21 protein-coding genes are annotated in these 26,843 nt (G+C 70.3%); 8 read left to right on the top strand and 13 right to left on the bottom strand.

All coding sequences use genetic code 11. The features are described from left to right. Nucleotides 1-10 precede the first annotated feature (10 nt). Nucleotides 11-1,426 (bottom strand): aminotransferase-like domain-containing protein, encoded by a 1,416-nt coding sequence (locus ABD658_RS11360; protein WP_344681398.1) that lies wholly within the window; start codon nucleotides 1,424-1,426, stop codon nucleotides 11-13. Between ABD658_RS11360 and ABD658_RS11355 the strand changes: the two genes are divergently transcribed. Then, nucleotides 1,425-2,375: a DMT family transporter gene (locus tag ABD658_RS11355; protein WP_344681400.1), complete on the top strand. Its 951-nt coding sequence runs from the start codon at nucleotides 1,425-1,427 to the stop codon at nucleotides 2,373-2,375. The genes ABD658_RS11360 and ABD658_RS11355 overlap by 2 nt on opposite strands. Nucleotides 2,376-2,486: 111 nt before the next feature. Beyond that, nucleotides 2,487-4,475 (top strand): penicillin-binding transpeptidase domain-containing protein, encoded by a 1,989-nt coding sequence (locus ABD658_RS11350; RefSeq protein ID WP_344681402.1) that lies wholly within the window; start codon nucleotides 2,487-2,489, stop codon nucleotides 4,473-4,475. A 37-nt stretch (nucleotides 4,476-4,512) separates the two neighbouring features. On the opposite strand, the gene ABD658_RS11345 is transcribed toward ABD658_RS11350, so the two are convergent. Genes ABD658_RS11345 through ABD658_RS11330 form a run of 4 tightly spaced genes read right to left on the bottom strand, consistent with a single transcriptional unit; the run spans nucleotide 4,513 to nucleotide 7,845 of the window. After that, entirely contained in the window at nucleotides 4,513-4,959 is a 447-nt protein-coding gene (locus ABD658_RS11345; protein ID WP_344681404.1) for a thioesterase family protein, read from the bottom strand. Next, entirely contained in the window at nucleotides 4,956-5,954 is a 999-nt protein-coding gene (locus tag ABD658_RS11340; RefSeq protein WP_344681406.1) for a 3-hydroxyacyl-CoA dehydrogenase NAD-binding domain-containing protein, read from the bottom strand. Before ABD658_RS11340 ends, ABD658_RS11345 begins: the two co-directional genes overlap by 4 nt. A 2-nt stretch (nucleotides 5,955-5,956) precedes the next feature. Continuing rightward, a complete protein-coding gene (locus ABD658_RS11335; protein WP_344681408.1) occupies nucleotides 5,957-6,865 on the bottom strand; it encodes a beta-keto acid cleavage family enzyme in 909 nt (302 codons plus the stop codon). Nucleotides 6,866-6,906: 41 nt separating this feature from the next. Continuing rightward, complete coding sequence (locus tag ABD658_RS11330; RefSeq protein ID WP_344681410.1) at nucleotides 6,907-7,845, bottom strand: TetR/AcrR family transcriptional regulator; 939 nt, start codon at nucleotides 7,843-7,845, stop codon at nucleotides 6,907-6,909. Between the two features lie 299 nt (nucleotides 7,846-8,144). On the opposite strand from ABD658_RS11330, the gene trmB reads away from it, so the two are divergent. From trmB to ABD658_RS11310, 4 genes are all read left to right on the top strand, one after another. Continuing rightward, nucleotides 8,145-8,966 (top strand): tRNA (guanosine(46)-N7)-methyltransferase TrmB, encoded by an 822-nt coding sequence (gene trmB / locus ABD658_RS11325; protein WP_425574510.1) that lies wholly within the window; start codon nucleotides 8,145-8,147, stop codon nucleotides 8,964-8,966. A gap of 85 nt (nucleotides 8,967-9,051) precedes the next feature. Further along, the gene (locus ABD658_RS11320; RefSeq protein ID WP_344681414.1) at nucleotides 9,052-11,232 is read left to right on the top strand and encodes a BCCT family transporter; all 2,181 of its coding nucleotides are present in this window, start codon (nucleotides 9,052-9,054) and stop codon (nucleotides 11,230-11,232) included. A 209-nt stretch (nucleotides 11,233-11,441) separates the two neighbouring features. Beyond that, nucleotides 11,442-13,085 (top strand): AbgT family transporter, encoded by a 1,644-nt coding sequence (locus ABD658_RS11315; protein WP_344681416.1) that lies wholly within the window; start codon nucleotides 11,442-11,444, stop codon nucleotides 13,083-13,085. 10 nt (nucleotides 13,086-13,095) lie between these two features. Continuing rightward, nucleotides 13,096-14,361: a M20/M25/M40 family metallo-hydrolase gene (locus ABD658_RS11310; protein WP_344681418.1), complete on the top strand. Its 1,266-nt coding sequence runs from the start codon at nucleotides 13,096-13,098 to the stop codon at nucleotides 14,359-14,361. Between the two features lie 81 nt (nucleotides 14,362-14,442). On the opposite strand, the gene ABD658_RS11305 is transcribed toward ABD658_RS11310, so the two are convergent. From ABD658_RS11305 to ABD658_RS11285, 5 genes are all read right to left on the bottom strand, one after another. Continuing rightward, entirely contained in the window at nucleotides 14,443-14,871 is a 429-nt protein-coding gene (locus ABD658_RS11305; RefSeq protein ID WP_311025303.1) for a heat shock protein transcriptional repressor HspR, read from the bottom strand. A 129-nt stretch (nucleotides 14,872-15,000) separates the two neighbouring features. Further along, complete coding sequence (locus ABD658_RS11300) at nucleotides 15,001-15,966, bottom strand: DnaJ C-terminal domain-containing protein (protein WP_344681420.1); 966 nt, start codon at nucleotides 15,964-15,966, stop codon at nucleotides 15,001-15,003. A 167-nt stretch (nucleotides 15,967-16,133) separates the two neighbouring features. Next, nucleotides 16,134-16,928 (bottom strand): nucleotide exchange factor GrpE, encoded by a 795-nt coding sequence (locus tag ABD658_RS11295; protein WP_344681422.1) that lies wholly within the window; start codon nucleotides 16,926-16,928, stop codon nucleotides 16,134-16,136. Nucleotides 16,929-16,941: 13 nt separating this feature from the next. Continuing rightward, nucleotides 16,942-18,801 (bottom strand): molecular chaperone DnaK, encoded by a 1,860-nt coding sequence (gene dnaK / locus ABD658_RS11290; protein ID WP_344681424.1) that lies wholly within the window; start codon nucleotides 18,799-18,801, stop codon nucleotides 16,942-16,944. A gap of 323 nt (nucleotides 18,802-19,124) precedes the next feature. After that, a complete protein-coding gene (locus ABD658_RS11285) occupies nucleotides 19,125-20,615 on the bottom strand; it encodes an NAD-dependent succinate-semialdehyde dehydrogenase (RefSeq protein WP_344681426.1) in 1,491 nt (496 codons plus the stop codon). A gap of 216 nt (nucleotides 20,616-20,831) precedes the next feature. Here ABD658_RS11285 and ABD658_RS11280 point away from each other — a divergent pair, with 216 nt between their 5' ends. Together ABD658_RS11280 and ABD658_RS11275 are read left to right on the top strand one after the other, a co-directional pair. Continuing rightward, on the top strand, nucleotides 20,832-22,094 hold the full coding sequence (locus ABD658_RS11280; RefSeq protein ID WP_344681428.1) for an aspartate aminotransferase family protein: 1,263 nt from the start codon (nucleotides 20,832-20,834) through the stop codon (nucleotides 22,092-22,094). A 213-nt stretch (nucleotides 22,095-22,307) separates the two neighbouring features. Next, nucleotides 22,308-23,780, top strand: coding sequence for a peptide MFS transporter (locus tag ABD658_RS11275; protein ID WP_344681430.1), 1,473 nt, complete (start codon nucleotides 22,308-22,310; stop codon nucleotides 23,778-23,780). Between the two features lie 18 nt (nucleotides 23,781-23,798). Here the strand turns inward: ABD658_RS11275 and ABD658_RS11270 are convergent, their stop codons facing one another. From ABD658_RS11270 to ABD658_RS11260, 3 genes are all read right to left on the bottom strand, one after another. After that, nucleotides 23,799-25,364 carry a multicopper oxidase family protein gene (locus tag ABD658_RS11270; protein WP_344681432.1) on the bottom strand — a complete coding sequence of 522 codons (1,566 nt, stop codon included), beginning with the start codon at nucleotides 25,362-25,364 and terminating at the stop codon, nucleotides 23,799-23,801. Further along, nucleotides 25,357-25,860 (bottom strand): hypothetical protein, encoded by a 504-nt coding sequence (locus ABD658_RS11265; protein ID WP_344681434.1) that lies wholly within the window; start codon nucleotides 25,858-25,860, stop codon nucleotides 25,357-25,359. The genes ABD658_RS11270 and ABD658_RS11265 overlap by 8 nt, the downstream gene beginning before the upstream one ends. 114 nt (nucleotides 25,861-25,974) lie before the next feature. Next, the gene (locus ABD658_RS11260; RefSeq protein ID WP_344681436.1) at nucleotides 25,975-26,766 is read right to left on the bottom strand and encodes an SGNH/GDSL hydrolase family protein; all 792 of its coding nucleotides are present in this window, start codon (nucleotides 26,764-26,766) and stop codon (nucleotides 25,975-25,977) included. Nucleotides 26,767-26,843 lie beyond the last annotated feature (77 nt).

Genomic DNA, 26,843 nt, shown 5'->3' with positions numbered 1-26,843 from the left:
AGCCCTGAGGTCAGCGCTGATCCTCGAGGCACTCCCGCAGCGCCTCCCCCATGAGCCGGCCGGCCTCGTCGAACTCCTCCGTGCGGGGCCCGCAGTAGCTGATCCGCACATGGCCGGCAGGGGCCTCGGCGGGGAACCATTCGTCCCCGCCGGCGACGACCACGCCCTTCTCCTCACAGCGGCGCACGAAGGCTCCCACATCCGGCAGGTCAGGCAGGTGCAGCCACAGGTGCAGGCCGCCGCGCGGGATGTACTCCAGCTGTGCGTCCGGCATGTGCTGGTGGACCGCGCGCACCAGCAGGTCCCGACGGCGGCCCAGCTCCTCCCGCAGCCCGCGCCGGTGGGTGCTCCATCCCGGCTGGGTGACCACATCCAGCGCCACCGACTGGAGCACCGCACTGACGTACAGGGACTCCGCCTGGCAGGCGCGCAGAATCCGCTCGCGCGCCGGGCCGTGGGCGACGACGGCGGCCACGCGCACCGAGGGTGAGAGGCTCTTGGTCAGCGAGCGCAGATGGACCACGTGGCCGTCCGGATCCTGGGCGGCCAACGGCGCGACGGCGCCGTCGATCCCGAAGTCGTGGGCGTAGTCGTCCTCGATGAGGAACGCACCCTGATCCCGGACGACGTCGAGGATCTCGCGCCCCCTGGCGGGGCTCCACTGAGCTCCGGTGGGGTTGGCGAAGGTCGGCTGGGCGTAGAAGGTCCGGGCCCCGGAGCGGATGAGCGCCTGGCGCACCTGCTCGGGGTCGGGGCCGTGCGGCCCGGTGGGCACGGGGATGATGCGCGCGCCGATGTGCCGGGCGGCGAGGATGGCGCCCCAGTAGGTGGGTGACTCCATCACCAACGGCTGATCCCGACCGATGAGGGCCCGGAACACGGCGACCAGCCCGCTCTGGCTCCCTGGAACGATGAGCACATCACGCGCCGAGATGCCGGCTCCCCCGGCCTCAGCTGCCATCAGTTCTTGGGCGAACCAGGCTTGGAGCTCCGGGAGTCCGGCGGCCGGCGGCCGCTGCAGCGACGAGTCGGTGCGACCCGCCCGGGACCAGGCCGACTGCAGCAGCCGACGCGGCAGCAGCCCGGGCTCGGGATACCCGACGTGCAGGGGGATCGCCTCGGGTGAGGCTGACCGCAGCGTGGCCGGTGCGGCGGCGGCCACGGGGTCGCTCAGGCTCAGGGCTGCGGTCTGCCACCGATGGTCGCGGCTCGCCGCTGGCCGTCGGGGACGGACGAAGGTGCCCACCCCGGGACGGCTCTCCACGAGTCCGAGGCCGACCAGCCGCCGCACCGCGGTCTGCACGGTGACGGGGCTGACCTGCAGCTCGGAGACCAGCCGACGGCTGCTGGGCAGGCGCGCTCCCACCGGGGCCTGTTCGATCCATCGGCGCAGATGCTGTTCCACTCGACTGCTACTATCAGTCATGAGTCAACATGATACCGCTATCGCCCGTCCTGCCGCTCCGCTACTGACCCGGCGAGCGGGTCTCGGGTGGGGGCTGCTCGGCGTCGCCGCCTTCTCCCTGACCGTCCCGTTCACCCGTATCGCCGTCACGGAGACCGGCGGAGAGACCGGCGCCGGGGCGGGCGCGCTGGACCCGCTGTTCGTCGGCGCCGGACGCGCCGTCGTCGCGGGCCTCCTGGCGGCGCTGGCCCTGCTGCTCGCCCGCCCGCGGGCGCCGAGGGGTCGACAGTGGTGGCGCCTGGGCGTGGTAGGCCTCGGCGTCGTGCTGGGCTTCCCCGTGCTGACCTCGATGGCCCTGACGGCGACGACGGCGAACCACGGCGCGATCGTCATCGCCGTGCTGCCAGCGGCCACCGCCGTGGTCGTCGTGCTGCGCACCGGCGAGCGACCGGGCCCGCTGTTCTGGCTCGCCACGACGGCGGGCGCGGCGGCCGCCGTCGTCTTCGCCCTGACCCACGGCGGGCTGGGGCCGCTGCACTTCTCGGACGTGCTGCTCTTCGGCGCCGTGGTCACGGCGGCCTTCGGCTACGCGGAGGGCGGGCTGCTGGCCCGCGAGCTGGGTTCCTGGCAGACGATCTCCTGGGCGCTCGTGCTCACCCTGCCGGCGACGGCGCTGCTCACCCTGCTCAGCCTCGGCGGCCAGGCCCCTCAAGCCTCCCTGATTCAGTGGGCGAGCTTCGGCTACCTCGCGGCGGTGAGCATGTTCCTGGGCTTCTTCGCCTGGTACCGGGGGCTGGCGCTCGGCCCGATGGCGCAGGTCAGCCAGATCCAGCTCACCCAGCCGGTGATGACGCTGGCCTGGGCGGCGCTGCTGCTCGGCGAGAGGATCACGCCCGCCACCGTCATCGGCGGCGCCGCTGTGGTGGCCTGCGCGGCGACGGCCGTACGGGTGCGGCTCCGGGTGCGGTGAGCCGTGCCGCGGTGGATGCCGGACGTCTGCGGCGCCGTCGTTCGGGAGGGACGCCGCCCCGAGCAGGACATATGCCACCGCCGTGTCACCGCCTGCGGGCATACTGGGTCCATGTCCCTGACCTCGCACCCCCGACGCCTCCTCAGTCTGAGCGTGGTGGCCGCCGGTTCGCTGGCGCTGCTCACCGGCTGCGGAGACGAGACCACCGGCCCCGAATCCCAGGCCGAGGCCCTGGCCGCCGCCCTGAAGAGCGGAGACTTCTCCGAGGTGGCCGTGCGCACCGACGCCGGAGCGCAGGAGCTCACCGACGCGGTGGCCACCCTCCATGAACCCTTCGGTGAGCTGAGCCCCGAGGTCAGCGTCGGGGAGATCACCGTCGACGAGCCTGAGGAGGACTCTCCCCGACCGGCCACCGCCGTCGTGGAGCTGCACCATTCGTGGGATCTGGACGAGATCGGGGTGGAGGACCAGACCTGGAGCTACGACACCCAGGCCGAGCTGACCTACAGCGCTGAAGCGGACCAGTGGCGCCTGGAGCCCGACCCCGAGGTGGTGCTGCCCGACTTCACCGGCCAGGAGGGCATCGGGATCTCCACCGTGCCCGCCGAACGGGGCCGCATCATGGACGACGACGGCCGAGCCATGGTCTACAACCGGGACGTGGTGCGCATCGGCATCGACAAGTCCCAGCTCGCCGAAGGAAACGACGCCGCCGATGAGGACACCCAGCGGGAGGCCGCCGAGGAGCTGGCCGAGGTGCTCGGCATCGACGCCGAGAGCTACGCTGACCGGGTGGTGGCCTACGGGGACCAGGCCTTCGTGGAGGCGATCGTCCACCGGCGGGACTCCGACGAGGTCACCGCCGCGGACCTCGAGGGCATCCCCGGCGTGACCATCGTGGACGATCAGCTGCCGCTGGCCGAGTCACGGGACTTCGCACCCCTGCTGCTGGGTCGGGTGGGGCCGGTCACCGCCGAGCACCTGGAGGAGGACCCCAGCCTCAGCGCCGGCGACACGATCGGCACCTCCGGGCTGCAGGCCGCCTTCGAGGACACGCTCCGCGGGTCCCCGGGCATGCGGATCCACAGGGACGGCGAGACCCTCTTCTCCACCGACCCGGTGGACGGTGAGGACCTGGACACCACGCTCGTCCCGCGCCTGCAGAACCTGGCCCAGGACATCGTCGACGGCGTGGACGAGGACGTGACCGCCTCGATGGTCGCCCTGCGCCCCTCCGACGGCGGCATCCTCGCCGCGGCCAGCCACGACCCGGAGGACTCCTGGGTCTCCACCTCCACGCAGTCCACCTATGCGCCCGGCTCCAGCTTCAAGGTGGTCTCCTCACTGGCGATGCTGCGTGACGGCCTCTCCCCCGACTCCACCGTGCAGTGCCCAGCCTCCGCCCGAGTGCACGGTCAGGTGTTCCGCAACTACGTCGGGTTCCCCACCGAATACACCGGCTCGGTGGAGTTCACCGAGGCCGTGGCGACCTCCTGCAACACACTGTTCGTCAACGCCTGGGACGAGGTCACCTCCGCCGAGCTGCAGCAGGCCGCCTATGACCTCGGCCTGGACGACGAGTCGCAGCACATCGGCCTGGCCAGCAGCTTCGGCACCGTACCGGACGACTCGGAGCTGAACCTGCATGCGGCCAACCTCTTCGGCCAGGGGGTCGTGGAGGCCTCCTCCCTGGGGATGGCCACCGTGGCCGCCTCAGTGGCCGCCGGCGAGACGGTCCACCCGCACCTGGTGAAGCCGGCGGACTCCGAGGAGGCCGGCGAAGAGAACGACGAGGGCGCTTCGGACGCCGAATCCGGGCTGACCGAGGAGGAGGCCGAGGACCTGCGGGAGCTGATGCACGGCACGGTCGAGTTCGGCACGCTGGACGGACTGATCGACGTGCCCGGGGAGCACGTCTACGCCAAGACCGGCACCGCTCAGGCCGGGGCCGGAGACGACATGTACGCCCACACCTGGGTCGTCGCCTTCCAGGGTGACCTGGCGGTGGCGATCTTCGTGGACGAGGGCGAGTACGGCTCCTCCACCAACGGGCCGCTGCTGCAGGAGTTCCTCACCGGCGCTGCCGAGATCCTGGACTGAGGGCGAGGATCGCCCTCAGCCGCTCGCATGCGCCGCCTCAGCCCACCCGGCGGCCGCACCACCCCGGGGGCTCCTCGGCGTGGACCCGGATGGCGGCGGACACGTCCTCGGGGAAGCCCACGGTGCCACCGGCGGCCTGGTCCACGTGGAGTCCGAGGATCTCTTCGGTGGCCACCAGCTCTGCGCCGGAGTGCATCTCATGGGCCAGGTGGAGCTTCTTGGGGCCCTCCCCGACCACCCGGGTGCGCACCGTCAGGGGCGCCCCCAAGCCGACCTCGCGCAGGTACCGCACATGGGCCTCCACGGTGTAGAGCGAGCAGCCGCTCGCCTCCCGGTAGACGGGCCCCATGCCGAGGTGCTCCATCGCCTGGTCGGTGGCGTACCCGAAGACCAGCACGTAGAAGGCCTCGGACATATGCCCGTTGTAGTCGATCCACTCGGCGGCCACCTGGGTCTCATAGACCGGCAGCGCGGCGCTCGTCATGATGCCCCCTGCCCTGCATCACCCAGCGGCTGAGCGTCACCCAGCGGCTGAGCGTCACCCAGCAGCCGACGGATCGCGATGATGCCGGCGTCGCGCTCGGCCATCAGCTCGGCCACACTGCGGCCGTCGCTGGCCGCGTCGCATCCGGCCACCACGCCGGCGCGCAGCTGCTCCGTCAGCTCGGGTGCCTCCAGCCGTGTCCACGGGGACTTCAACGAGGGGCCGAAGTGGTCGAGCATATGCGCCATGCCGCCCTCCCCTCCGGCGAGATGGAAGGTCAGCATGGGCCCGTGCATCGGCCAGCGCAGCCCCGGGCCGTCCCTGATGGACCGGTCGATCTGCTCGACGGTGGCCTCGCCGTTGTCCACCATGTGCAGGGCCTCCCGCCACAGGGCCTCCTGCAGCCGATTGGCGATGAACCCCGGCACCTCACGCTCCATCCGGATCACCGACTTGCCCAGCGCGGTGTAGAACGCTGCGGCCCAGTCCACCACCTCAGGCGCGGTGCGCTCACCGCCGACCACCTCCACCAGGGGGATCAGATAGGGCGGATTGAACGGGTGGCCCACCACGAAACGCTCCGGGCGGGCCACCTCGGCGGCCATCTCCGTCATGCCGAAGCCGGAGGTGGAGGAGCCCACGACGACGTCCGGTGCGGTCACGGCATCCAGGTCCTCCAGCAGCCGACGCTTCAGCGCCAGATCCTCCGGGGCGGACTCCTGGACGAAGCCGACGCCGTCGACCGCCTCGGCCAGATCGGTGTGCACGCTCCACGCGCGCCGGTCCGCGCCGTCGAGCATGTCCAGCTGCTCCAGCGCCGGCCAGGCCGCGTCGATGAGCCGCCTCAGACGCTCCTCCGCGTCCGGGGCGGGGTCCCAGATCCTCACCCGATGGCCGCGGGCCAGGAAGTAGGCGGCCCATCCGCCGCCGATGGTGCCGGCTCCCACACAGGCGATGGTGCCGACGTCGTCGATGCTGCGCAGCGCCGCGCCCATGCTCAGGCCCCCTTCTCAGCGGAGGGGACCTGGACCGTCAGGTCCAGGATCTCGCGCGCCTCGTCCGGAGTGGCGACCCGCTCACCGAGGGACTCCACGACCCCCACTGCCCGCTCGGTGAGCTGGGCGTTGGTGGCCTTGACCCCCTTGGACAGGTACAGGTTGTCCTCCAGCCCGACGCGGACGTGGCCGCCGGCCAGCACGGAACGCGCCGCCCAGGGCAGCTGGTTCCGGCCCAGCGCGAAGGAGGTGAACTCCGCACCCTCGGGGAGCATGCTCACCATCGCGGCCAGCAGGCCCGGGTCGGCCGGGGCTCCATAGGGGATCCCCATGCACAGCTGGTACAGGGGCGGCGGGTCGATCAGCCCCTCCTCCACCAGGACGTTGGCGAACCACAGGTTGCCGGTGTCGAAGATCTCCATCTCCGGCTTCACACCGAGCTGACGGATCGTCGCGGCGCCCTCGCGGAGCATGTCCGGGGTGGAGACGTAGAGGCTGCTGCCCTCGCCGAAGTTCAGCGAGCCGCAGTCGATGGTGCAGATCTCCGGCAGCAGCTCCTCCACATGAGGGAGCCGGTCCACCGCGTTGACCAGGTCGGTGCCGTCGAGCTGGGCGGTGGGCCGTTGCGGGTCGATGACCAGGTCTCCACCCATCCCGGCGGTGAGGTTGAGGACGGGATCGACGTCGGACTCCCGGACGATCCGCACCACCTCACGGTAGTGGGCCACCTCGCGGGAGCCCTGCGTGGTCTCGGGGTCCCGGACGTGGATGTGGACGATCGAGGCTCCGGCTCGGGCGGCGGCGATCGCATCGGCGGCGATCTCCTCCGGGGTGACCGGGACGTGCTCGCTGCGGCCGGCGGTGTCGCCGGCGCCGGTGAGCGCACAGGTGACGATGACGGGACGGGGCATGGGAGGGGTTCCTCTCGTGATGGGGTCTGGGGGTCACAGTCTCAGGCGCCGACCGGCGGCGAGCCCTGCGACGACGGCACCGGGCGTTCCCTGTCCAGATCGGTGGTCGGCAGATCGACCTCCGGCCGCAGGATGCGACGCCGCAGGTGATCCCGGACGCGGCGCCGCATGGTCTCCTCGGTGATCACTCCCGTGAGCACCTGGACCCCCAGCCCGTCCACCAGCGCGGTGAGCTCTCCGGTGAGCTCCTCACTGGGGCCCGAGTGGAACACTCCGGCCTGCTGACCGGCGGCGACTGCGGCGCGGACAGTCTCGAACCAGCGCCGGTAGATCTCCACGTACTCCACGTCCTGGCCGCCGTCGAGAGCCACCCGGTTCCAGGACTGCAGCCAGATGGACCAGTCGAGCCGACCGGCCTCACCGTGCGGGGACTGCATGTCCAGCAGCCTCCACAGCCGCTCCACCGGATCGTCGACGCCGGTCAGCCGGGCGATCTGCCGGTCATAGGCCAGCTTCACGGAATGGTTCAGCGCCATGGCGAACAGGTCGGGCTTGGTCGGGAAGTAGTAGTGCACGGTGGCGCTGGAGACGCCCGCGGCGGCGGCGATGTCACTGACGCGGACCGCCTCGAATCCCGTCTGCGCGAAGAGCCCCCAGGCCGCCTCGACGATCTCCCGGCGACGGCGCGCCTGCTCGGGTGTGGCAGGTGAGGCACCGGCGGGGTCGGCGTCAGGCGGGGTCACGGAGACGGGGTCCGCGCCGGGGGCTGAGCCCACCAGAGCGCTGACCGCCACTCCGGTCACGCGGGCCAGGGCGACGAGCTCGTCGTCGGTGAACCGTCGTTGGCCCGAGAGCGACTTGGAGAGCTTGGTCTCGTCGATACCCATCTCGGCGGCCACCTGACGCTGTGAGCGTCCGCTGGCGCGGATGGCACGTCGCATGCGGTCGGCGGACGGGCGGCCCGTCGTCGTGGAAGACATGCGGCTCAGCGTACTGAGCCCCCTCCCATAATCGCAAGCACCCTGACTTTCAGTCAGAGTTTGCGATATGCTCAGCGTCGGCGCCTCGTGGCGACCACTGCCTCGACCACGGACCGCGGCCCGCTGACCCCTGAGTCGGCGGGGACCGGTCCGTTACGATGGCGTGTCGTCGTCATGCCGCGGAACGCCGGGAGTGCCAGCGCTCCTGCTGCCCGCGGCAGCACCTGCACCCAAAGAGAGAGCCAGAGACCGTGTCCCCTGAGAGCCAGCAGCCTGAGCAGACCGTCGCTCGGAGCCACATGCGCCACCCGCTGTCCTTCGTGCGCCGCAGCAACCGCCTGACCCCGCGCCGCCAGCGCGCCTGGGACGCCGCCCTGGGCCAGGAGCTGCTCGACATCCCGCACGGCGAGCGGGACACCGCCGTCGCCGATGACTTCCGCATCGACTGGAAGGCCGAATTCGGCCGTGACGCAGAGCTCATCGTGGAGATCGGCACCGGATCAGGAGAGGCCGTCGCCCACGCCGCGGCCCAGGCCCCGGAGAAGAACTTCCTGGCCGTGGAGGTCTACCGCCCCGGGGTCGCCCAGCTGGTCAGCCGACTGCGCCGCGAGGGCCTGCGCAATGTGCGGGTCGCCAACGTGGACGCCACCGAGGTGCTGGACAAGCTCATCCCCGAGGACTCGGTGTCCGAGGTGTGGGTGTTCTTCCCGGACCCGTGGCACAAGAAGAAGCACACCAAGCGCCGCCTCGTCCAGGACTCCTTCGTGGAGAAGATCGCCCGCGTGCTGCCCGACGGCGGCCTGTGGCGCCTGGCCACCGACTGGTCCGGCTACGCAGTGCAGATGCGCGACACCATCTCCGCCTCCCCCGCGTTCACCAACGTCCACGCGGGTCAGCGCGCCGGTGAGGAGTCCCCGCTGACCGCCGTCCGCCTGGAGGACCTCGACGCCCGCAGCATGGGCAAGACCCCCGAACCGCTCCCCCTGGAGGAGGCGATCGACGACGTCGGCGGCTGGGCGCCGCGCTTCGAGGGCCGCGTCCAGACTGACTTCGAGACCAAGGCGCTCAAGGTCGGACGGAGAATCTTCGACCTGACCTTCGTCCGCACGCCGAGGAGCTGAGCACCCCACGCCCATGCTCCGCCCCCAGATGCAGCGCTCTGCCTGACGAGACAACCGACCCCGACCCACACAAGGTGTGATCAGCATGGCTGATTCTCAGCCACCCCACTCCCGCCGAGACGGCGGATCCCAGCCCGACGACGACACCCGCTCCTCGCCGGCGCCCAAGGCGACCGCCGAGAAGACGGCCGCGGCCGCCGGAGCGGCGACGCGGAGGGCCGGGGCCGCGCTGCACCGGCTGAACGTGTACTCCCAGGGCGAGTATCCGCACAACATCCACCCGGCGCTGGTGCCAGGCATCGGCATCGACGAGCAGCGGCGCCGGTACTCGGTGGACCGGGTGGTGTTCCTGATCGCCGGCCTGCTGACCGTGGCCTTCGTGATCTGGGGCGTGAGCAGCCCGTCCCACGTGGCCGAGGTCGCCGGGAACACGTTCGGCTGGACCATGGAGAACCTGGGCTGGCTGTTCAACGTGGTCGCCATCGTGGTGCTGATCTTCCTGCTGTGCCTGGCGTTCTCCAAGTACGGGCGGATCCCGCTGGGCAAGGACGGGGAGAAGCCCGAGTTCTCCACCTTCTCCTGGACCGCCATGCTCTTCGCCGCGGGCATCGGCATCGGAGTGCTGTTCTTCGGCCCTTCGGAGCCGCTGACCTACTTCCACTCCCCCGCCCCGCTGACACACGCGGCGGAGACCACCGAGGCTCTGCACGCCGCGATGGCGCAGACCTACTTCCACTGGGGCGTGCACGCCTGGGCCATGTACGCCCTGGTGGGCGGCGCCGTCGCCTATGCCGCCTACCGCCGGGGCCGCGTGCCCCTGATGTCCTCGATCTTCCGCAACCTCTTCGGGCAGAGCCAGACCGAGGGTCTGGCCGGGAAGCTGATCGACATCTTCGCGATCATCGCCACCCTGTTCGGCACCGCCGCTTCGCTGGGCATCGCGGCCATGCAGATCGGTCAGGGCTGGACCATCGTCTCCGGCGCCGAGGTCACCAATACGCTGCTGATCATCATCATCGCGCTGCTGACGGTGGGCTTCGTGCTCTCCGCGGTCTCCGGCGTCGCCCGAGGCATCCGCTACCTGTCCAACATCAACATCGTGCTGACCATCGGCATCATCTCGCTGGTGTTCTTCCTCGGGCCCACGCTGTTCCTGCTGAACCTGGTCCCGTCCTCCTTCGTGGAGTACTTCGGCTCCCTGTTCGAGATGATGGGCCGCTCGGCCTCCTGGGGTCAGGAGACCATGGACTTCCAGTCCGCCTGGACGGTGTTCTACTGGGCCTGGTGGATCTCCTGGTCGCCCTTCGTCGGGGTCTTCATCGCCCGCATCTCCCGGGGTCGCACCATCCGCCAGTTCATCCTGGGCGTCATCCTGATCCCCAGCTCCCTGCTGTTCGTGGCCTACGGGATCATGGGCGGAACCTCCATCTGGATGTACCGGGAGGGCCTGGAGGGCTTCAACGACGAGATGCCCGCCGCCGAGGTGCTGTTCACGATCATCGACCACCTGCCGTATGTGGAGTGGCTGCCGGCGGTCATCATGGTGGTGCTGGCGATCTTCTTCATCACCTCCGCCGACTCCGCCTCCGTGGTGATGGGCATCTTCTCCACCCGCGGCGACCTGAACCCGCGGAAGTCCGTGGTGGTCTTCTGGGGACTGGTGATGACCGGCGTCGCCGTCGTCATGCTGCTCACCGGCGGGGACACCGCCCTGCAGGGGCTGCAGTCCCTGGTGACGGTCACGGCGGTGCCCTTCGCCGTGATCATGCTGCTGATCATGATCGCGTGGCTGCGCGACGTGCGCACCGACCCGCGGGCCCTGCGCACCAAGTACGCGGAGAAGGCGCTGCGGGACGCGGTGATCGACGGCGTGGACCGCTACGGCGACGACTTCACCCTGCAGGTGGCACCCACCGAGCCGGGGCTGGGCGCCGGCGCCGGGGTGGATTCGGAGGACGACATGTACACCGAGTGGTACCAGCGCACCGACGAGAACGGCGACCCGATCGGCTACGACTTCACCACCGGGACGTGGGAGGACGGCTGGACCCCGGAGGAGGACGAGGACTGGCACGGGGACATGGAGAACTACTCCCCGGCGACGTCGTTGGCGACCTCCTCGATCCCGGTGGTCTCAGCCGAGGCAGCGAGCGACGGGCCAGAGGCAGCGAGCGAAGATCAGGGCCCGGGCGGCTCCGAGGGCGACGGCGGGTCGGCGGGCTCCGAGGCCGTCGAGCCCGAGGAGGACCCGGCGCCGCAGCGCTGAGCTCGGCGACTCCGGCATCCGGTGGGGAATTCCTCGAGGTGCATCGCGCTGATCTGCGCGGCGACCTCGAGGAATTCCCCACCGGAGGGCCCTCCCGGGCAGAGATGGTTCGTTTACCGAATCACCACCTTCTGACTAGACTGGCGCGATCTGCAAGGTCGTCACGCCGGAAGACCCCTGGACCCCGGGGCCGGCGGAAGGGAATCGCCATGTCAGAGCCCACCACCGTCACCCCGACCCGCCGCTCCCGCAGATCGCGCAGCGCCGGCGATCGCCCCGGATTCCTGGTCCGGGCGCTGCGGGTCGTGGAACGCCTCGGCAACCTGCTGCCGCATCCGTTCTGGCTGTTCATCATCCTCGCCGTGGTCGTGGTGGTCCTCTCCGCCATCCTGGAGGCCCTGGGAGTCGGCGCGGAGAACCCGGCCGACGGCGAGCAGATCGCCGTGCAGAGCCTGCTCACGCCGGAGGGGTTCCAGCGCATGGTCACCGATGCGGTGGAGAACTTCGTGACCTTTCCGCCGCTGGGTCTGATCATCACCGTGATGTTGGGCGTCGCGGTGGCTGAGGGTTCGGGCCTGATCAGCGCGGCCATCCGGGTGGTGGTCTCTCGGGTCTCGCGCCGCTGGCTGACCTTCACCGTCGCCCTGGCCGGTGTCACCGGCTCGGTCGCCTCGGACGCCATCTACGTCATCCTGATCCCCTTGGCGGCGGCGGCGTTCAAGGCCAGCGGCCGCTCCGCGGTACTGGGCGCCGTCGTCGCCTTCGGCTCCGCCTCGGCAGGCTACAACGCGTCCCTGCTGATCACCGCCAGCGATCCCCTGCTGGCCGGGATCTCCACCTCGGCGGCCCAGCTGATCGACCCGGATCATGTGGTCTCCCCGGTGGCCAACTACTTCTTCTCCGCGGCCTCAGCCGTGGTGCTCGCCCTGGTGGTCACGCTGGTCACCGAGCTGCTGCTGGTCAGGATGACCGAACGCATGAAGCATGAGGAGGACGCCACCGGTGGAGCGGCCACCGCCGTGTTGGCGGCCGGCCGGGACCTCGATGACGGCGGTCGCGGGACGGCGATCACCGATGAGGTCTCCCTGCTGACCTACACCCGCCGAGAGGTCGCGGCGCTGCGCGCATCCCTGCTGGCGCTGGCAGGCTTCCTTGCGGTGTACTTCACTCTGTTGCTGCTGCCCGGCTCGCCGTTCCAGGCCGAGAGCGGGGACGTGCTCGACTCCCCGCTGCTGACCGACATCGCCGTGCCGATCGCGCTGGCCTTCCTGGCGGTGGGCGTCACCTACGGGGTCACAGCTGGCACCATCACCCGCCCGCGGGACATCCCGGAGCTGATGGGACGCTCCATCAAGGAGCTCTCCGGCGTGGTGGTGCTGTTCTTCGCGGCAGCCCAGTTCATCGCCTACTTCAGCTGGTCGAACATCGGGATGGTGCTGGCCATCGAGGGCGCCCACCTGCTGGAGCGGCTGGACCTGCCCGTGGTGGTGATGTTCGCCGGCGTCGTGCTGCTGGTCGCGCTGTTCAACCTGACCATCACCTCGGGGTCTGCGCAGTACACCCTCATGGCCCCGGTGCTGGTGCCCATGCTCATGCTGGTGGGCACCTCCCCGGAGGTCACCCAGATGCTGTTCCGCATCGGGGACTCCCCCACCAACATCATCTCCCCCATGAGCCCCTACTTCGCCCTGGTGCTGGGGTATCTGCAGCGGTACTACCCGAAGGCCGGAATCGGCACCCTGGTCTCCCTGACGCTGCCGGTCTCCGTGGCGCTGCTGTGCGCCTGGTTCCTGTTCTTCGTGCTGTGGTGGGCCCTCGGGATCCCGCTCGGGCCCGGAGTGCCGGTGCGCTGAGGAGACGACCATGACCAGGAGAGACAGGACCCCGATGGAGAGCACCCCGACGACGTCTGCCCGCCCCGACGCCGTGGCCGGCATCCCGATGCCGGCGCTGCGGAACCACGCCGCCACCCACCAGGAGCACCTCCTGGAGGACCTGCGGCGCATCGTGCACGCGGAGACGCCCAGCCATGACAAGGCGCTGCTCGACGCCGGGCTGGAGGTGATCCGCACCCTGGCGGTGGAACGCCTCGGTGAGCCGCAGGCCGAGGCCCGCACCGACGGCGGCGTCCACGGCGACGTGCTGGATCTGCGGTGGCCGGGACGCGACGTCGACGGCGGCGAGATCACGGAGCTGGAGAGCTCCGTACTCTCGGTGTGCCACTACGACACGGTCTGGCCAGCCGGCACGATCACCGGCTGGCCCCTGACCGCCGAGGGCGACCGCCTCACCGGCCCGGGCGTGCTGGACATGAAGTTCGGCATCGTCCAGACCCTCTGGGCAGTGCGCGCGCTGCGCGAGCTCGGAGTGCCGCATGCTCCGCTGCGGCTGCTGCTCACCGGCGATGAGGAGATCGGTTCGACCGCGGGGCGCCCGGCGATCGAGGCCGCCGCGGCGCAGTCCGCGCTGACACTGGTGCCGGAGCCCAGTGCGGCCGGTCAGCCCAAGGACCGCCGCAAGGGCATGGTCTTCGCGGACCTGACCGTGCACGGCGTGCAGGCCCATGCCGGGTTGGAACCGGAGAAGGGGGCCAGTGCGGTGCACGCGCTGGCCGCCGTCGTGCCCGACATCGTCGCCCTGGCCTCCCCGGATGACGGGACCACCGTCACCGTGGGCACCTTCCACGGGGGCACCAGCCGCAATGTGGTGGCCGGTCAGGCCACCTGCCAGGTGGATGTGCGCGTGACCGAAGCGGCCGAGCAGGACCGGGTGGCCGAGGGTCTGCGCGCCCTGCGGCTGCCGCAGCCCCATGCCGCCGACCCTCGGCTGCGACTGGAGATCGCGGTGGATGCCAATCGGCCCCCGATGAATCCGACCCCGGCCTCCCGAGCGGCCATGGACCGGGTGGAGCGCCTGGCCGCAGGTCTGGGGCGGAGGATCACCCCGGCCGCGGTGGGCGGAGCCTCCGACGCGAACTTCGTCTCCGCCCTGGGGCTGCCGGTCCTCGACGGCCTCGGTGCCGTCGGCGAAGGGCCGCATGCGGTCCATGAGCACATTCTGGTCTCGGAGATCGCGCCGCAGACGGCGCTGCTGGCGGGACTGCTCGCCGACGTCGCCGCCCGCCCCTGACCCCTCCTGACGCACAGATCACCGCTCGACGGGGTGGGCGGGACAGGGTGTGCGGGGCGGGTACTCGGGCAACACACCCGGTCAGCGGCGGCGCGGGTCCCAGAGCACCAGCGCCTGGGTGCTGGTGCGGGCCCGGCGGCCTCGGGCCACCGTGACCACGTCGCCGTGCGGGCCGACGGCGAAGACCCGTGGCTTGGTGGAGTGCCGCTCAGCCTCGCGGAGTTCGTAGCGCAGCTCCTCCACGGTCTCCTCGAGCTCCTCCACACGGTTCTGCAGCTCGATGATCCGCCGGATGCCCTCCAGGGAGACGCCCTCCTGGGAGAGCTGCTGGATCTGCCGGAGCTGTTCGATGTCATAGGGCGAGTACCGACGGTGCCGGCCGCCCTGGCGCCGCGGGGTGACCAGGCCGATGCGGTCGTACTGGCGCAGCGTCTGCGGGTGCATGTCCGCCAGCTCGGCGGCCACGGAGATGACGAACAGCGGAGCATGCCGGTGCTCCGCCTCGATCAGCCGCGGGTCCTCCCCGGCGATCTCGGAGCGACGTCTCCTGGCCACTGCTGCTCACCTCCTCCGTTCCCGCCCGGCCGCGCCGGGGCGGGTCGGTCTCGTCTCTCCATCATCCCGCAGCGGCGGGCCCGGTCACAGGGCGGCCCGGGCGTCCAGGTCGCCGCGGGGGTCGACGTCGCGAGTCGCCTCCGCGTAGGCCTTCACGGCCTCCACCGCCTCCTCGGAGAGGTCCTGGGGCACCTGCACGTCCACGACGACGAGCATGTCCCCCTGGTGGGACTTCCGCCGGACCCCGTGCCCCTTCAGCCGAAGGGTGCGGCCCGAGGTGGTGCCGGCAGGGACCTTGATCCGCACCTTCTCCCCGTGCACGGTGGGCACTTGGACGGTGGTGCCCAGCACGGCCTCGTCGAAGGAGACGGGAAGGTGGATGCGGATGTCGTCACCGTCGCGCTCGTAGAACCGGTGCGGGGTGATCGCCACCTCCACCAGCAGGTCGCCGGCGCCGCCGGGTCCCTGCTGGCCCTTGCCCTTGACGCGGACCTTCTGGCCCTCCTTCACCCCGGCGGGGATCCGGACGTCGATGACGTTGCCGTCCGGTTCGCGCAGACCCACCGTGGTGCCGCGGACGGCCCCGGCGAAGGAGATGGTGGTCTTCGCGGTGCGGTCGGCGCCCTTGGCCGGGGCGCCCCCGCCGAAGCCGCCGCCGAACCGACCGCCCATGCCACCGAAGATGTCGGAGAAGTCGGGGCCGCCTCGACCCCCGCGGCCGAAGCCGCCGGCGTCGCCGAAGAGCCCGCCGAAGATGTCCTCGAATCCGGAGGCGCCGCCGGCGCCGCCCGGGGCTCCGGAGAAGCGGGCGCCCGAGCCCATGGCCCGGATGGCGTCGTACTGCTCCCTCTGCTGCTTGTCGGAGAGCACGGTGTGGGCCTCGGAGACATCCTTGAACTTCTGCTCAGCGGCCTCGTCCCCCGGGTTCTTGTCCGGGTGGTACGTCCGGGCGAGCTTCCGGTAGGCCTTCTTGATCTCGTCCTCGGACGCGTCCTTGGAGACGCCCAGGATGGCGTAGAAGTCCTTGTTGATCCAATCCTGCGAGGCCACGGCGCCTCCCTCCCTGCTTCTCTTCTGCGACCCCGCCGGGCGGGGCCTGCGCGTGGTGCGCTGTCTGTATGCCGACGTCGTGGGCTGCGACGCTCCGCGACGACGGCGTCGGCCGATCCGTGCCGACGGCCCGGTGCGGGCCGTCGGCACGGAGAGTCAGGCTCGGCTCACTCGGCCGGGCCGGTGGAGACCATCACCTGGGCCGCGCGCAGCACACGGTCGCCGTGGCGGTAGCCCGCCCGCAGCACCGCGGCCACGTGGTCGGCGGGGATCTCTGGGTGCGGCTGCTGCATGAGCGCCTCGTGGACCGACGGGTCGAAGGGCACGCCTTCTTCGTCGATGCGCTCGAGGCCCTGGTGCTGCAGCAGCGATTCCAGCTTCGCGGCGATGGCCGCGAAGGGCCCGTCGGCCAGGTCACCGGCCTGCCGGGCGGCGTGGATGTCGTCCAGCACCGGCATCAGGCCGGTGATGACGTGACCGACGGTGCGGTCCCGCTCCACGGCCCGGTCCCGCTCCACGCGGCGCCGGTAGTTGACGTACTCCGCCTGGAGCCGCTGCAGGTCGGCCTGCAGCTCGGCCTCGCGGTCACCGGCGCTCGACTGGTCCGCGGGGACCTCCTCGAGCTCCGGCTCCTCAGCCACCAGGGGGTCCGCTCCGGGGTCCGGGCTTCCGGCGGCGTCGGCGACGCTCACCGGATCCCCGGCCTCGGAGTCCTCGGCATCCTCGGCCGGCAGGTCGCGCAGGATCTGCTCGGCCTGGGCCAGCGGGTCCTGCACCGGGTCGGCCGGTGCTGTGCCGGAGCCCGCAGCGGCTTCCTTCTCCTCGGCGCCGGTCTCTCCCTCCACGTGGCGCGGCCGGCCCGTCTCCGGGTCGATCCGGCGCTTGTCGGTGAAGCGGATCGGCTCCTCGGACTCAGGACGGTCCGCGCCGTCCCGCTCCGGGTTCTGGTCCTGCTCTGCCATCAGGGACGACCTCTCACTTCTTCTCGTCGGCGTCCTCGTCGACCACCTCGGCGTCGACGATGTCCTCGTCCTCGCCGGAGGCGTCGCCGGCGGGCGCGCCGTCGGTTGCGGCGTCAGCACCGGCCTGCGAGTACAGCGCCTCGCCCAGCTTGGTCTGGGAGGCCTGCAGCTTCTCGAAGGCGGACTTGATCTCGTCATCGTTGTCCTCGCCCTCAAGCGCCTTCTTCAGGGCGTCGACGTCGGCCTGGACCTCGTCCTTGACCTCGGCGGGGAGCTTGTCCTCGTTGTCCTTGATCAGCTTGTCCACCGAGTACGCGGTGGTCTCGGCGGCGTTGCGCTGCTCGGCGGCCTCGCGACGCTTCTTGTCCTCCTCGGCGTGGGCCTCGGCGTCGGCCACCATGCGGTCGATGTCCTCCTTGTCCAGGGAGGTGCCGCCCGTGATGGTCATGGACTGCTCGGTGCCGGTGCCCTTGTCCTTGGCAGAGACGTGGACGATGCCGTTGGCGTCGATGTCGAAGGTGACCTCGATCTGCGGCACACCGCGCGGAGCCGGGGCGATGCCGGTCAGCTCGAAAGTACCCAGGGCCTTGTTGTCCCGGGTGAACTCGCGCTCGCCCTGGAAGACCTGGACTGCCACCGAGGGCTGGTTGTCCTCGGCGGTGGAGAACACCTCGGAGCGCTTGGTCGGGATCGCGGTGTTGCGCTCGATCAGCTTGGTCATCACGCCGCCCTTGGTCTCGATGCCCAGGGAAAGCGGGGTGACGTCGATCAGCAGCACGTCCTTGCGCTCACCGGCGAGCACACCGGCCTGCAGGGCCGCACCCACGGCGACGACCTCGTCCGGGTTGACGCCCTTGTTGGCCTCCTTGCCGGAGAGCTCCTTGACCAGGTCGGCCACGGCGGGCATACGGGTGGAGCCGCCGACCAGGATGACGTGGTCGATCTCGGAGACCTTCACGCCGGCCTCGGTGATGACGTCCTGGAACGGCTTCTTGGTCCGGTCCAGCAGGTCCGAGGTCATGTCCTGGAACTTCGCGCGGGACAGCGTCTCGTTGACGTGCACCGGGCCGTTCTCAGTCATGGCGGCGTACTGCAGGTTGATGTCGGTGGAGGTGGCCGAGGACAGCTCCTTCTTCGCCTGCTCGGCGGCGTCCTTCAGACGCGGCACGGCGATCTTGTCCTTGGAGAGGTCCACGCCCTCCTTGCTCTTGACCTGCTGGACCAGCCAGTCGATGATCCGCTGGTCCCAGTCGTCGCCGCCGAGGCGGTTGTCACCGGCGGTGGCGCGCACCTGGATGGTGGAGAAGTCGTCCTCGTCCTTGCCGACCTCGAGCAGCGAGACGTCGAACGTTCCGCCTCCGAGGTCGAAGACGAGGATGAGCTCGTCCTCCTTGCCCTTGTCCAGTCCGTAGGCCAGCGCGGCGGCGGTGGGCTCGTTGACGATGCGGGAGACCTTCAGGCCCGCGATCTCGCCGGCCTCCTTGGTGGCCTGGCGCTCGGCGTCGTTGAAGTAGGCGGGCACGGTGATGACGGCCTCGGTGACGTCCTCGCCCAGGTAGGACTCGGCGTCGTGCTTGAGCTTCATCAGCGTGCGGGCGGAGATCTCCTGCGGGGTGTAGGTCTTCTCCCCGATCTCCTTCTTCCAGTCAGTGCCCATGTGGCGCTTGACGGAGGCGATGGTGCGGTCCGGGTTGTTGACGGCCTGACGGCGGGCGATCTCGCCGACGAGGACCTCGTCGTCCTTGGAGAAGGCGACGACGGACGGGGTGGTGCGGGCGCCCTCGGCGTTGGCGATGACGGTGGGCTCGCCACCTTCGAGGACGGCGACGACGGAGTTGGTGGTTCCGAGGTCGATGCCGACTGCACGGGACATGAGGGGACTCCCTTCGATGGACGGTCTCGCTCCGGGGTGGAGCGCAGGTCTGCTTGAGTGAACCAGGCTCAAGTATCCACCCCGGGAATCGTGGTGTCAAACTGACTTGAGTCGAGTCGACTCAACTTTTCATGTCCTGTCCAACAGAGGTGCTGCGGCATCCATTCCCGACGACGGCGAGCCCCCTCTCGAGGCAACTCCACGCCCTTAGCCCAGCTCCCCACGCCCCATCACACGTCGAGTGGCGGATCCACTGCTGCGAAATCGCCGATCGCGCCCGACCGCCGCAGTGAATCCGCCACTCGAGGCGGTGATGAGTCCGATCAGTCCATCGCGATGCCGATGAGCTTGGTCTCCAGGAACTCGTCGATGCCGGTGGGTCCGCCCTCGCGACCCAGCCCGGACTCCTTGACCCCGCCGAAGGGTGCGGCCGGGTTGGAGACCACGCCCTGGTTGAGCCCCACCATGCCGGACTCCACGGACTCGGCTACGCGCAGTCCGCGCCGCAGGGACTCGGTGTAGACGTAGTTGACCAGGCCGTACTCGGTGGAGTTCACCGCGGCCACGACTTCCTCCTCGCTGTCGAAGGGAGTCAGCGCCGCCACCGGCCCGAAGATCTCCTCATCCCGCATCCGTGCGGACTCCGGGACGTCGGTGAGCACAGTGGGCCGGTAGAAGAATCCGCCGCCGTCGAGCGCCTCGGCACCGGTGAGCACACGTGCGCCGCCGGAGATCGCGTCCTGGACCAGCTCGTCGACCTTGTCCCGCTGGTTCGCATCGATCATCGGGCCGACCTTCACACCGTCGTCGACGCCGCGGCCGACCGTCAGCTCGGACATCCGCTCGGTGAGCCGGCGACCGAACTCCTCGATCACGCTGCGGTGGACGAAGATCCGGTTGGCCGCCGTGCAGGCCTCCCCGGAGTTCCGCATCTTGGCCAGCATGGCGCCGTCGACAGCCTTATCCAGGTCCGCGTCCTCGAAGACCACGAACGCGGCGTTTCCGCCGAGCTCCATGGAGGTCCGCAGGACCCGGTCCGCGCACTGCTCCAGCAGCTTCCGCCCCACCGAGGTGGAGCCCGTGAAGGAGAGCTTCCGGGCGATGCCGGAGCGGATCAGCGGCTCCATGACCTTCCCGGAGGTGGAGGTCGCCAGGATGTTCACCGAGCCGGCCGGAGCGCCGGCCTCGGAGAGGATCTCACCCAGCGCCAGCATGGACAGCGGCGTCTGGGCCGCGGGCTTGGTCACTGAGGTGCAGCCGGCCGCGATCGCGGGCCCGATCTTCCGTGCGCCCATCGCCAGCGGGAAGTTCCACGGGGTGATGAGGATCGAGGGCCCCACCGGCTGGCGGGTCACCAGGAACCGCGAGCCGCCGGCGGGGGCCGTCTGGTAGCCGCCGTCGATGCGGGTGGCCTCCTCGGCGAAATGCCGAAAGAACTCGGCGGCGTAGGCGACCTCCCCCTTGGCCTCGGCCAGCGGCTTGCCCATCTCCAGGGTCATCAGCAGGGCGAGGTCGTCGATCCGCTCATGGATCAGCTCGAAGGTGCGCATGAGGATGTCGGACCGCTTGCGCGGCGGCAGGGCGGCCAGATCGGCCTGTGCGCGCTCGGCGGCCTTCAGCGCGTCCCAGCCGTCCTCCTCACTGGCGTCGGCGACGGCGCACAGCACCTCTCCGGTGGAGGGGTCGACGACGTCGAGCGTGCGCCCTCCCCGGGCGTCGACCCACTGGCCGTCGATGAACAGCTGCTTCGGCGCCTGGGCGACCACGTCGGCCTCCCGGTGCGGCGTCACGGTCTCAGCGGTGGTGCCTGTCATCTGGACTCCTTCTCACGCTAGATCTGCAGCCAGGCCTCTCGCCTGGCCTCACACGCGGTCTCTCGACGTGGTGCTCACGATACGCCCGCCCCGCGGGGCCGGTCACGGGTGCGACGACGCCGACCATGGCCATCCCGGCCACGGGCTGACATCCGCACCCCCACCGAGTAGCCTAGGCCACGGACGGATTGTCAACAATCAGAATGAGGTGCACCGGTGACGGCTCTCTCCCCCCTCCTGAAGCAGGCGACCCCCGTGGTGGCGACCCACGGCGAAGGCGTGAACCTCTACGACGCCGAGGGCAGGCGCCATCTGGACTTCACCGCCGGCATCGGGGTGACCAGCACGGGCCACTGCCACCCGAAGGTGGTGGAGGCCGCGCAGGCCCAGGTCGGGAAGCTCATCCACGGCCAGTACACGACGATCATGCACGAGCCGCTGCAGCGTCTCACCGAACGCCTCGGCGAGGTGCTGCCGGCAGGGCTGAACTCCCTGTTCTTCGCCAACTCCGGCTCGGAGGCCGCGGAGGCAGCACTGCGCCTGGCCCGCCAGGCCACGGGACGGCCGAACATCGTGGTGTTCCAGGGCGGGTTCCACGGGCGCACCGTCGCCGCGGCCTCGCTGACCACCTCCGGCACCAAGTTCAAGGCCGGCTTCGCCCCGCTGATGCCCGGTGTGGTGGTCTCCCCCTTCCCGAACCCCACGCACTACCGGGCCTATGGCTTCGACGAGGAGCAGGCCACGGACTTCGCCCTGCGGGAGCTGGACCTGGTCCTGCAGACCCAGTCGGCGCCGTCGGACACCGCGGCTTTCCTGGTGGAGCCGGTGCTCGGCGAAGGCGGCTACGTGCCCGGGAACCGCCGATTCTTCGAGGGCCTGCGCCAGCGGGCCGACGAGCACGGCATCCTGCTGATCCTCGACGAGGTGCAGACCGGCTTCGGCCGCACCGGCGAATTCTGGGGCCAGGACCACTTCGACGTCTCCCCAGACATCATGATGTTCGCCAAGGGCATCGCCTCCGGCTTCCCGATCTCCGGCATCGCCGCCTCCGAAGACCTCATGGCCAAGGCCTGGCCCGGCTCCCAGGGCGGCACCTACGGGGCGAATGCGGTGGCCTGCGCCGCAGCCGCCGCCACGCTTGAGGTCATCCAGGAGGAAGGGCTGGTGGACAACGCCGCCGCCCGCGGCACCCAGCTGCGGGCCGGCCTGGAGCGCATCGGTGAGCAGCATGCCCGGGTGGCCGGGGTGACGGGACTCGGCCTGATGCTGGCGGTGGAGTTCGTCGACGCCGACGGCGAGCCGGACGGGGCGACGGCGGCTGCGGTCCAGCAGGAGGCCGCCAGGCGCGGCCTGCTGCTGCTGAACAACGGCATGTATGGGCAGAACGTGCGCCTCATCCCCGCGCTGGTGGTCACCGAGGCCGAGGTGGACGAGGCCCTGGGCCTCTGGGAGGAGACCCTGGCCGCCGTGCTCGGCTGAGCGCATCCCCCCTGCCTCTCCCCCACGCAGCAGCTGTGGCCGGCCTCGGGTGACGAGGCCGGCCACAGCTGTCTCGCACGTCACTCCGTCGCGCCGTCCACCCCCTCCTGATCGCCTCTGACCTGCGATCGTGCCGACATCACCCCTGGCGAGCGAGCATCCAGGAAACGTCCGGATTAGCGCTTTAGCTCAGCATGCGATTCCATGGGAAAAATGACCACCATTCATCAGAACCCGTCGCAGGTCCCCGCGGCGGATGAGGGGAAGACCTTCTTCGGGCATCCGCGGATGCTGTTCAACCTGTTCTCGGTCGAGCTGTGGGAGCGCTTCTCCTTCTACGGGATGCAGGGCATCCTCGCCTACTACATGTACTTCTCGGTCGCCGACGGCGGCCTGGGGATCGACCAGGGGCTGGCCCTGAGCCTCGTCGGTGCCTATGGCGGCGCCGTCTACCTCTCCACCATCCTCACCGCCTGGATCGCCGACCGACTGATCGGCGCCGAGCGGACGCTGTTCCATTCGGCGGTGCTGGTGATGATCGGCCACATCGCCCTGGCGGTGCTGCCAGGTGCGGCCGGCCTCTCCGTAGGCCTCCTTTGCGTGGCCGTGGGCTCCGGCGGGGTGAAGGCCGCTGCCGGATCTCTAGTCGGCACCCTCTACGCCCGTGAGGACCCGCGCCGCGACGCCGGCTTCTCCATCTTCTACATGGGTGTGAACATCGGCGGGCTCATCGGCCCGCTGCTCTCCGGGCTGCTGCAGGACCGCATCGGATTCCACTGGGGCTTCGGCGCCGCCGCGCTCGGCATGGTCATCGGGCTGGTGGTCTACACGCAGGGCCGCCGCCGGCTCCCGGACTCCGCCCATGCGGTGGTCAACCCGCTGCCGGCCGCGCTGCGCCGCCGGTACGGCTTCGGGACGCTGGCCGCCGTCGTGCTGATCGCCGGGCTCTTCGCCACCGGCGTGCTCACCGCGGCCAACCTGGCCACGGTGATCGCCGGAGTGGTGATCGTGGCCGCGGTGATCTACTTCGTGGTGCTGCTGACCTCACCGAAGGTCGACCGCGACGAACGCAGCCGCGTAGTGGCCTTCATCCCGCTGTTCATCGCCTCCACCGCATTCTTCGCCCTGTTCCAACAGCAGTTCACGTTCATCGCCGTCTACTCGGAGCAGCGCCTGGACCGCAGCATCTTCGGCTGGGACATGCCCGCCAGCTGGGTGCAGTCCATCAACCCGCTGTTCATCATCCTCTTCGCCGCAGTCTTCGCCGCCCTCTGGACGACGATGGGAGACCGGCAGCCCTCCACTCCGCTGAAGTTCGGCGGCGCGCTGGTGGTGATCGGCATCGCCTATCTGCTGTTCATCCCTCTGGAGTCCCTGGAGCGGACCCCGCTGCTGGCGCTGGTCGGCATCCTGCTGCTGGTCACCTGGGCGGAGCTGCTGATCAGTCCCATCGGCCTGTCCGTGGCCACCAAGCTGGCCCCGGTGGCGTTCACCACCCAGATGCTGGCGCTGTTCTACCTGTCCATCGCCCTGGGCACCACGCTGGCGGGCATCCTGGCCGGCTTCTACACCGCAGGCCAGGAGGTCGCCTACTTCATCACCCTGGGCGGGGTGTGCGTGGTGTTGGGCGCCGCTCTGGCCGTGGCCTCGCCGAAGCTGGTACGGCTCATGCGCGGGGTGCGCTGAGGCGCCCCTCGCGCAACCTCAGTGCCCGTGCTCCTCAGCGGAGCCGAGGTCCGGCTGATCCAGTCGCGGCGCGACGTCGACGTCGTCCTCATCTCCAGGGTCCACCACCACGAACTGGCCCATCATGCCCTGGTCCTCATGCCAGAGGAGATGGCAGTGGTACATGTACGGGACCTCGGTGCTGGTGTGCTCGCCGAAACGCATGATCAGCCGCACCGGCTCATGCGGAGGCAGGTACACGGTGTCCTTCCAGCCGGCCAGCTCGGGCGGCGGGGCCTGCCCGCCCACGGTGAGCACCTGGAACTGGACGTCGTGGACATGGAAGTTGTGCGGCTGGCCGTGGCTGTTCCACACCTCCCAGATCTCGATGGTCCCGGCCGTGACGACCTCGTCGATCCGGTCCATGTCCATCAGCCGCCCGTTGATCCGGTTGGTGCGCAGCTCGAAGCCGCGCACGGTGCCCGCCTCGCGCTCCTCCAACGACTCCAGCGGGACCAGACGCTCCGGCATCGGCGGTGCCGGGCGCAGCGTCGTCGCGGCGCGCAGCAGGAGCAGGTCCAGCTCATCCCGGGACCCCGTGGTGTCGGCCATGCCCCGGGTGATGCCCAGCTCCTGCGGGAAGGAGCGCAGCACCGCCTCCTCCCCGGGCTCCATGTCCACCAGGATCTCGGCACGCTCCCCAGGAGTCAGAGTGACTCTGTCCAGCTCCACCGGAGCCGGAAGCAGGCCGCCGTCGGAGGCGATCATCGTCACGGGCCTTCCGTCGGCGAACCCGACGGCGTAGCTGCGCGCCCCCGAGCCGTTGAGGACTCGCAGCCGGGTGCGCACAGCCGTGACGTCCAGGACGGGCTCCGCCGTCCCGTTGACCAGCACGGTGTCTCCGAGCATGCCGTTGTTCCGATGTGAGGTCTCCACCATCCGGCCCGCGGAGTCGAAGCTGCGGTCCTGGAGGATCAGCGGCACGTCATCGACCCTGTACTCCCGCGGCAGGTCCAGCGCCTGCTCCTCGTCGTCGTCGAGGATGAACATCCCGGCGATCCCCCGGTGCACGTGAGCCTCCGTCTGCCCATGCGGATGCGGGTGGTACCAGAGGGTGGCCGCCGGCTGGTCGATGCGCCAGGACGGCTCCCAGGTCTGACCGGGCTCCACCATCTGGTGTGGGCCGCCGTCGGCCTCCGCCGGCAGGCGCATACCGTGCCAGTGCAGACTGGTGGCCTCCGGCAGCGCGTTGGCGAACCGGATCTCCACCAAGTCGCCGCGGCTCGCCCGCAGGGTCGGACCCAGGTGGTCGCCGTCGATCCCCCATGTCTCGGTGGGCCCGGCATCCACGATCTGCGAGCTGCCGGTCTGCGCGGTGAGCTCGAAGATCCGGTGAGCGCCGTCGTCGCTCTGCTCGTCGATCACAGGCTCCGCCAACGGTGGGATGTGCAGCGGGTTCCGGAAGTCCACCTGGCCGGCGGTGCTGCGGGGGGTGCGGATCTCCGCGAACCCGCAGCCGGAGAGGCTCGCGACGACGGCCAGCGCCGCGGTGCCCCCGCCGGCGGCTCCCCACCGCAGCAGGTGGCGACGGTCCATCTCAACCATGGGGACCTCCCGTCGGGACGGGGCGGGCCAGGGGGTGGCTCACCGGGTCGACGTCGTGCCGAGCGGGAAGGGTGGTCCGGGTGCGCCGGGAGTGGGGACGCGGCCTTCGCAGCGCCACCAGGCACAGCCCAGCGGCCAGCAGCGTGATGACCACGCCCAACGGCACGTGGATACTCAGCAGGTGCAGGTGTCCGAGCGAGACCTGTGCGATCTCCAGGATCACCAGCCCCAGGGCCATCACGGGCGCCCAGGCGCTGCCTCCGCCCGGCATCCAGGCCAGGACGCCCAGCACCACCAGCACCATGGAGACCAGGATCAGGGTGCCGCCGACGGCGGCGTGGGCCAGCAGCGGCACGGCGTGGCCGTCGAGGGATCCGCCGGCCAGGAACGGCTGGGCCAGCACCATCAGCGCGTGCAGGATCACGACGGCGGAGAACAGCCACCGCAGGGTCAGGGCGAGGCCGCCGCGCGGCCTGCCCGAGTCATGTCTTTCCATACCTCCGACACTAGGCGCCGGCGCAGGCGGGAGGACATCGCCTCCGGGCGACAGGGAACCCGGAGACGACCCTGAGGAGACCCGGACACGATGCCCGGAGTCCTCGGCAGGGGGTCACCACACGCGGGACGTCAGCTCCGGGTACTTCGGGGACATGTCATCGCCGGAGGAGCGGCCGGTCACCCGACGCTTCACCCACGGGAGCAGGTGCTCCCGGCCCCAGCTGACGTGGTCCACGGTCCGCTCCACCAGCGTCTGGGGCGGCAGCTCGTCGATCTCGGGGTCCTCGATCTCATCGGTCTCGCCGAGGACCTCCAGGACCTGCTTGGCCATCTCCGTGTGCCCGGCGATGCCCAGGTGCATGCGGTCCACGTCCCAGTAGCGCCAGTCCTGGAACTGCTTCATGTGCCAGAAGTCCACCAGGTCGGTGCCGAGGTCGTCGGCGATCTTGCGGACGTGCTCGTTGTAGATGGCCGTGCGCCCGCGCGTCATGTTGAACAGCGGCGCCTTGGCCGAGTCGAAGCCGGTGAACAGCACCACCCGGGCGCCGGTGTCGACGAGCTTCTTCACCGCGTGGCGGTACCGCGCCATGAGTCCGTCGATGTTGACCGCAGGCCGCAGGATGTCGTTGCCGCCGGCGTAGAGGGTCACCAGGGTCGGCTCCATCGCCAGCGCGGTCTCGAGCTGCTCGTCGATGACCTGCGTGAGCTTCTTGCCCCGGATCGCCAGGTTGGCGTATCCCCAGGAGGGGTCATTCGCGATCAGCTGGGCGGCGACCCGGTCGGCCCATCCCCGGCAGTCGTTGGGGCTGGAGGGGTCGATGTCCCCGACACCCTCGGTGAACGAGTCGCCCAGGGCTACGAACCGCTTCTCGAACGGGCCGTCGAGTTCATCTGACGCTGACATGCACGAGCTCCTCGGAAGACGTTGGGACACCACCCATCACACTATCGCGCACCAGGCTCTGCAGCATCCATCGGGGG

This window comes from Nesterenkonia aethiopica (assembly GCF_039534665.1).
GTDB classification, from domain to species: Bacteria; Actinomycetota; Actinomycetes; order Actinomycetales; family Micrococcaceae; genus Nesterenkonia; species Nesterenkonia aethiopica.
This window is presented reverse-complemented; position numbering and strand designations above follow the sequence as displayed.

Coding starts and splice junctions, on each gene's coding strand:
- ABD658_RS11320 (WP_344681414.1), top strand. CDS start 9,052: ATGGCTGATTCTCAGCCACCCCACTCCCGCCGAGACGGCGGATCCCAG.
- trmB (WP_425574510.1), top strand. CDS start 8,145: ATGCGCCACCCGCTGTCCTTCGTGCGCCGCAGCAACCGCCTGACCCCG.
- ABD658_RS11335 (WP_344681408.1), bottom strand. CDS start 6,865: ATGCCCCGTCCCGTCATCGTCACCTGTGCGCTCACCGGCGCCGGCGAC.
- ABD658_RS11315 (WP_344681416.1), top strand. CDS start 11,442: ATGTCAGAGCCCACCACCGTCACCCCGACCCGCCGCTCCCGCAGATCG.
- ABD658_RS11350 (WP_344681402.1), top strand. CDS start 2,487: ATGTCCCTGACCTCGCACCCCCGACGCCTCCTCAGTCTGAGCGTGGTG.
- ABD658_RS11270 (WP_344681432.1), bottom strand. CDS start 25,364: ATGGTTGAGATGGACCGTCGCCACCTGCTGCGGTGGGGAGCCGCCGGC.
- ABD658_RS11345 (WP_344681404.1), bottom strand. CDS start 4,959: ATGACGAGCGCCGCGCTGCCGGTCTATGAGACCCAGGTGGCCGCCGAG.
- ABD658_RS11330 (WP_344681410.1), bottom strand. CDS start 7,845: ATGTCTTCCACGACGACGGGCCGCCCGTCCGCCGACCGCATGCGACGT.
- ABD658_RS11355 (WP_344681400.1), top strand. CDS start 1,425: ATGAGTCAACATGATACCGCTATCGCCCGTCCTGCCGCTCCGCTACTG.
- ABD658_RS11260 (WP_344681436.1), bottom strand. CDS start 26,766: ATGTCAGCGTCAGATGAACTCGACGGCCCGTTCGAGAAGCGGTTCGTA.
- ABD658_RS11285 (WP_344681426.1), bottom strand. CDS start 20,615: ATGACAGGCACCACCGCTGAGACCGTGACGCCGCACCGGGAGGCCGAC.
- ABD658_RS11295 (WP_344681422.1), bottom strand. CDS start 16,928: ATGGCAGAGCAGGACCAGAACCCGGAGCGGGACGGCGCGGACCGTCCT.
- ABD658_RS11340 (WP_344681406.1), bottom strand. CDS start 5,954: ATGGGCGCGGCGCTGCGCAGCATCGACGACGTCGGCACCATCGCCTGT.
- ABD658_RS11275 (WP_344681430.1), top strand. CDS start 22,308: ATGACCACCATTCATCAGAACCCGTCGCAGGTCCCCGCGGCGGATGAG.
- ABD658_RS11265 (WP_344681434.1), bottom strand. CDS start 25,860: ATGGAAAGACATGACTCGGGCAGGCCGCGCGGCGGCCTCGCCCTGACC.
- ABD658_RS11360 (WP_344681398.1), bottom strand. CDS start 1,426: ATGACTGATAGTAGCAGTCGAGTGGAACAGCATCTGCGCCGATGGATC.
- dnaK (WP_344681424.1), bottom strand. CDS start 18,801: ATGTCCCGTGCAGTCGGCATCGACCTCGGAACCACCAACTCCGTCGTC.
- ABD658_RS11310 (WP_344681418.1), top strand. CDS start 13,096: ATGACCAGGAGAGACAGGACCCCGATGGAGAGCACCCCGACGACGTCT.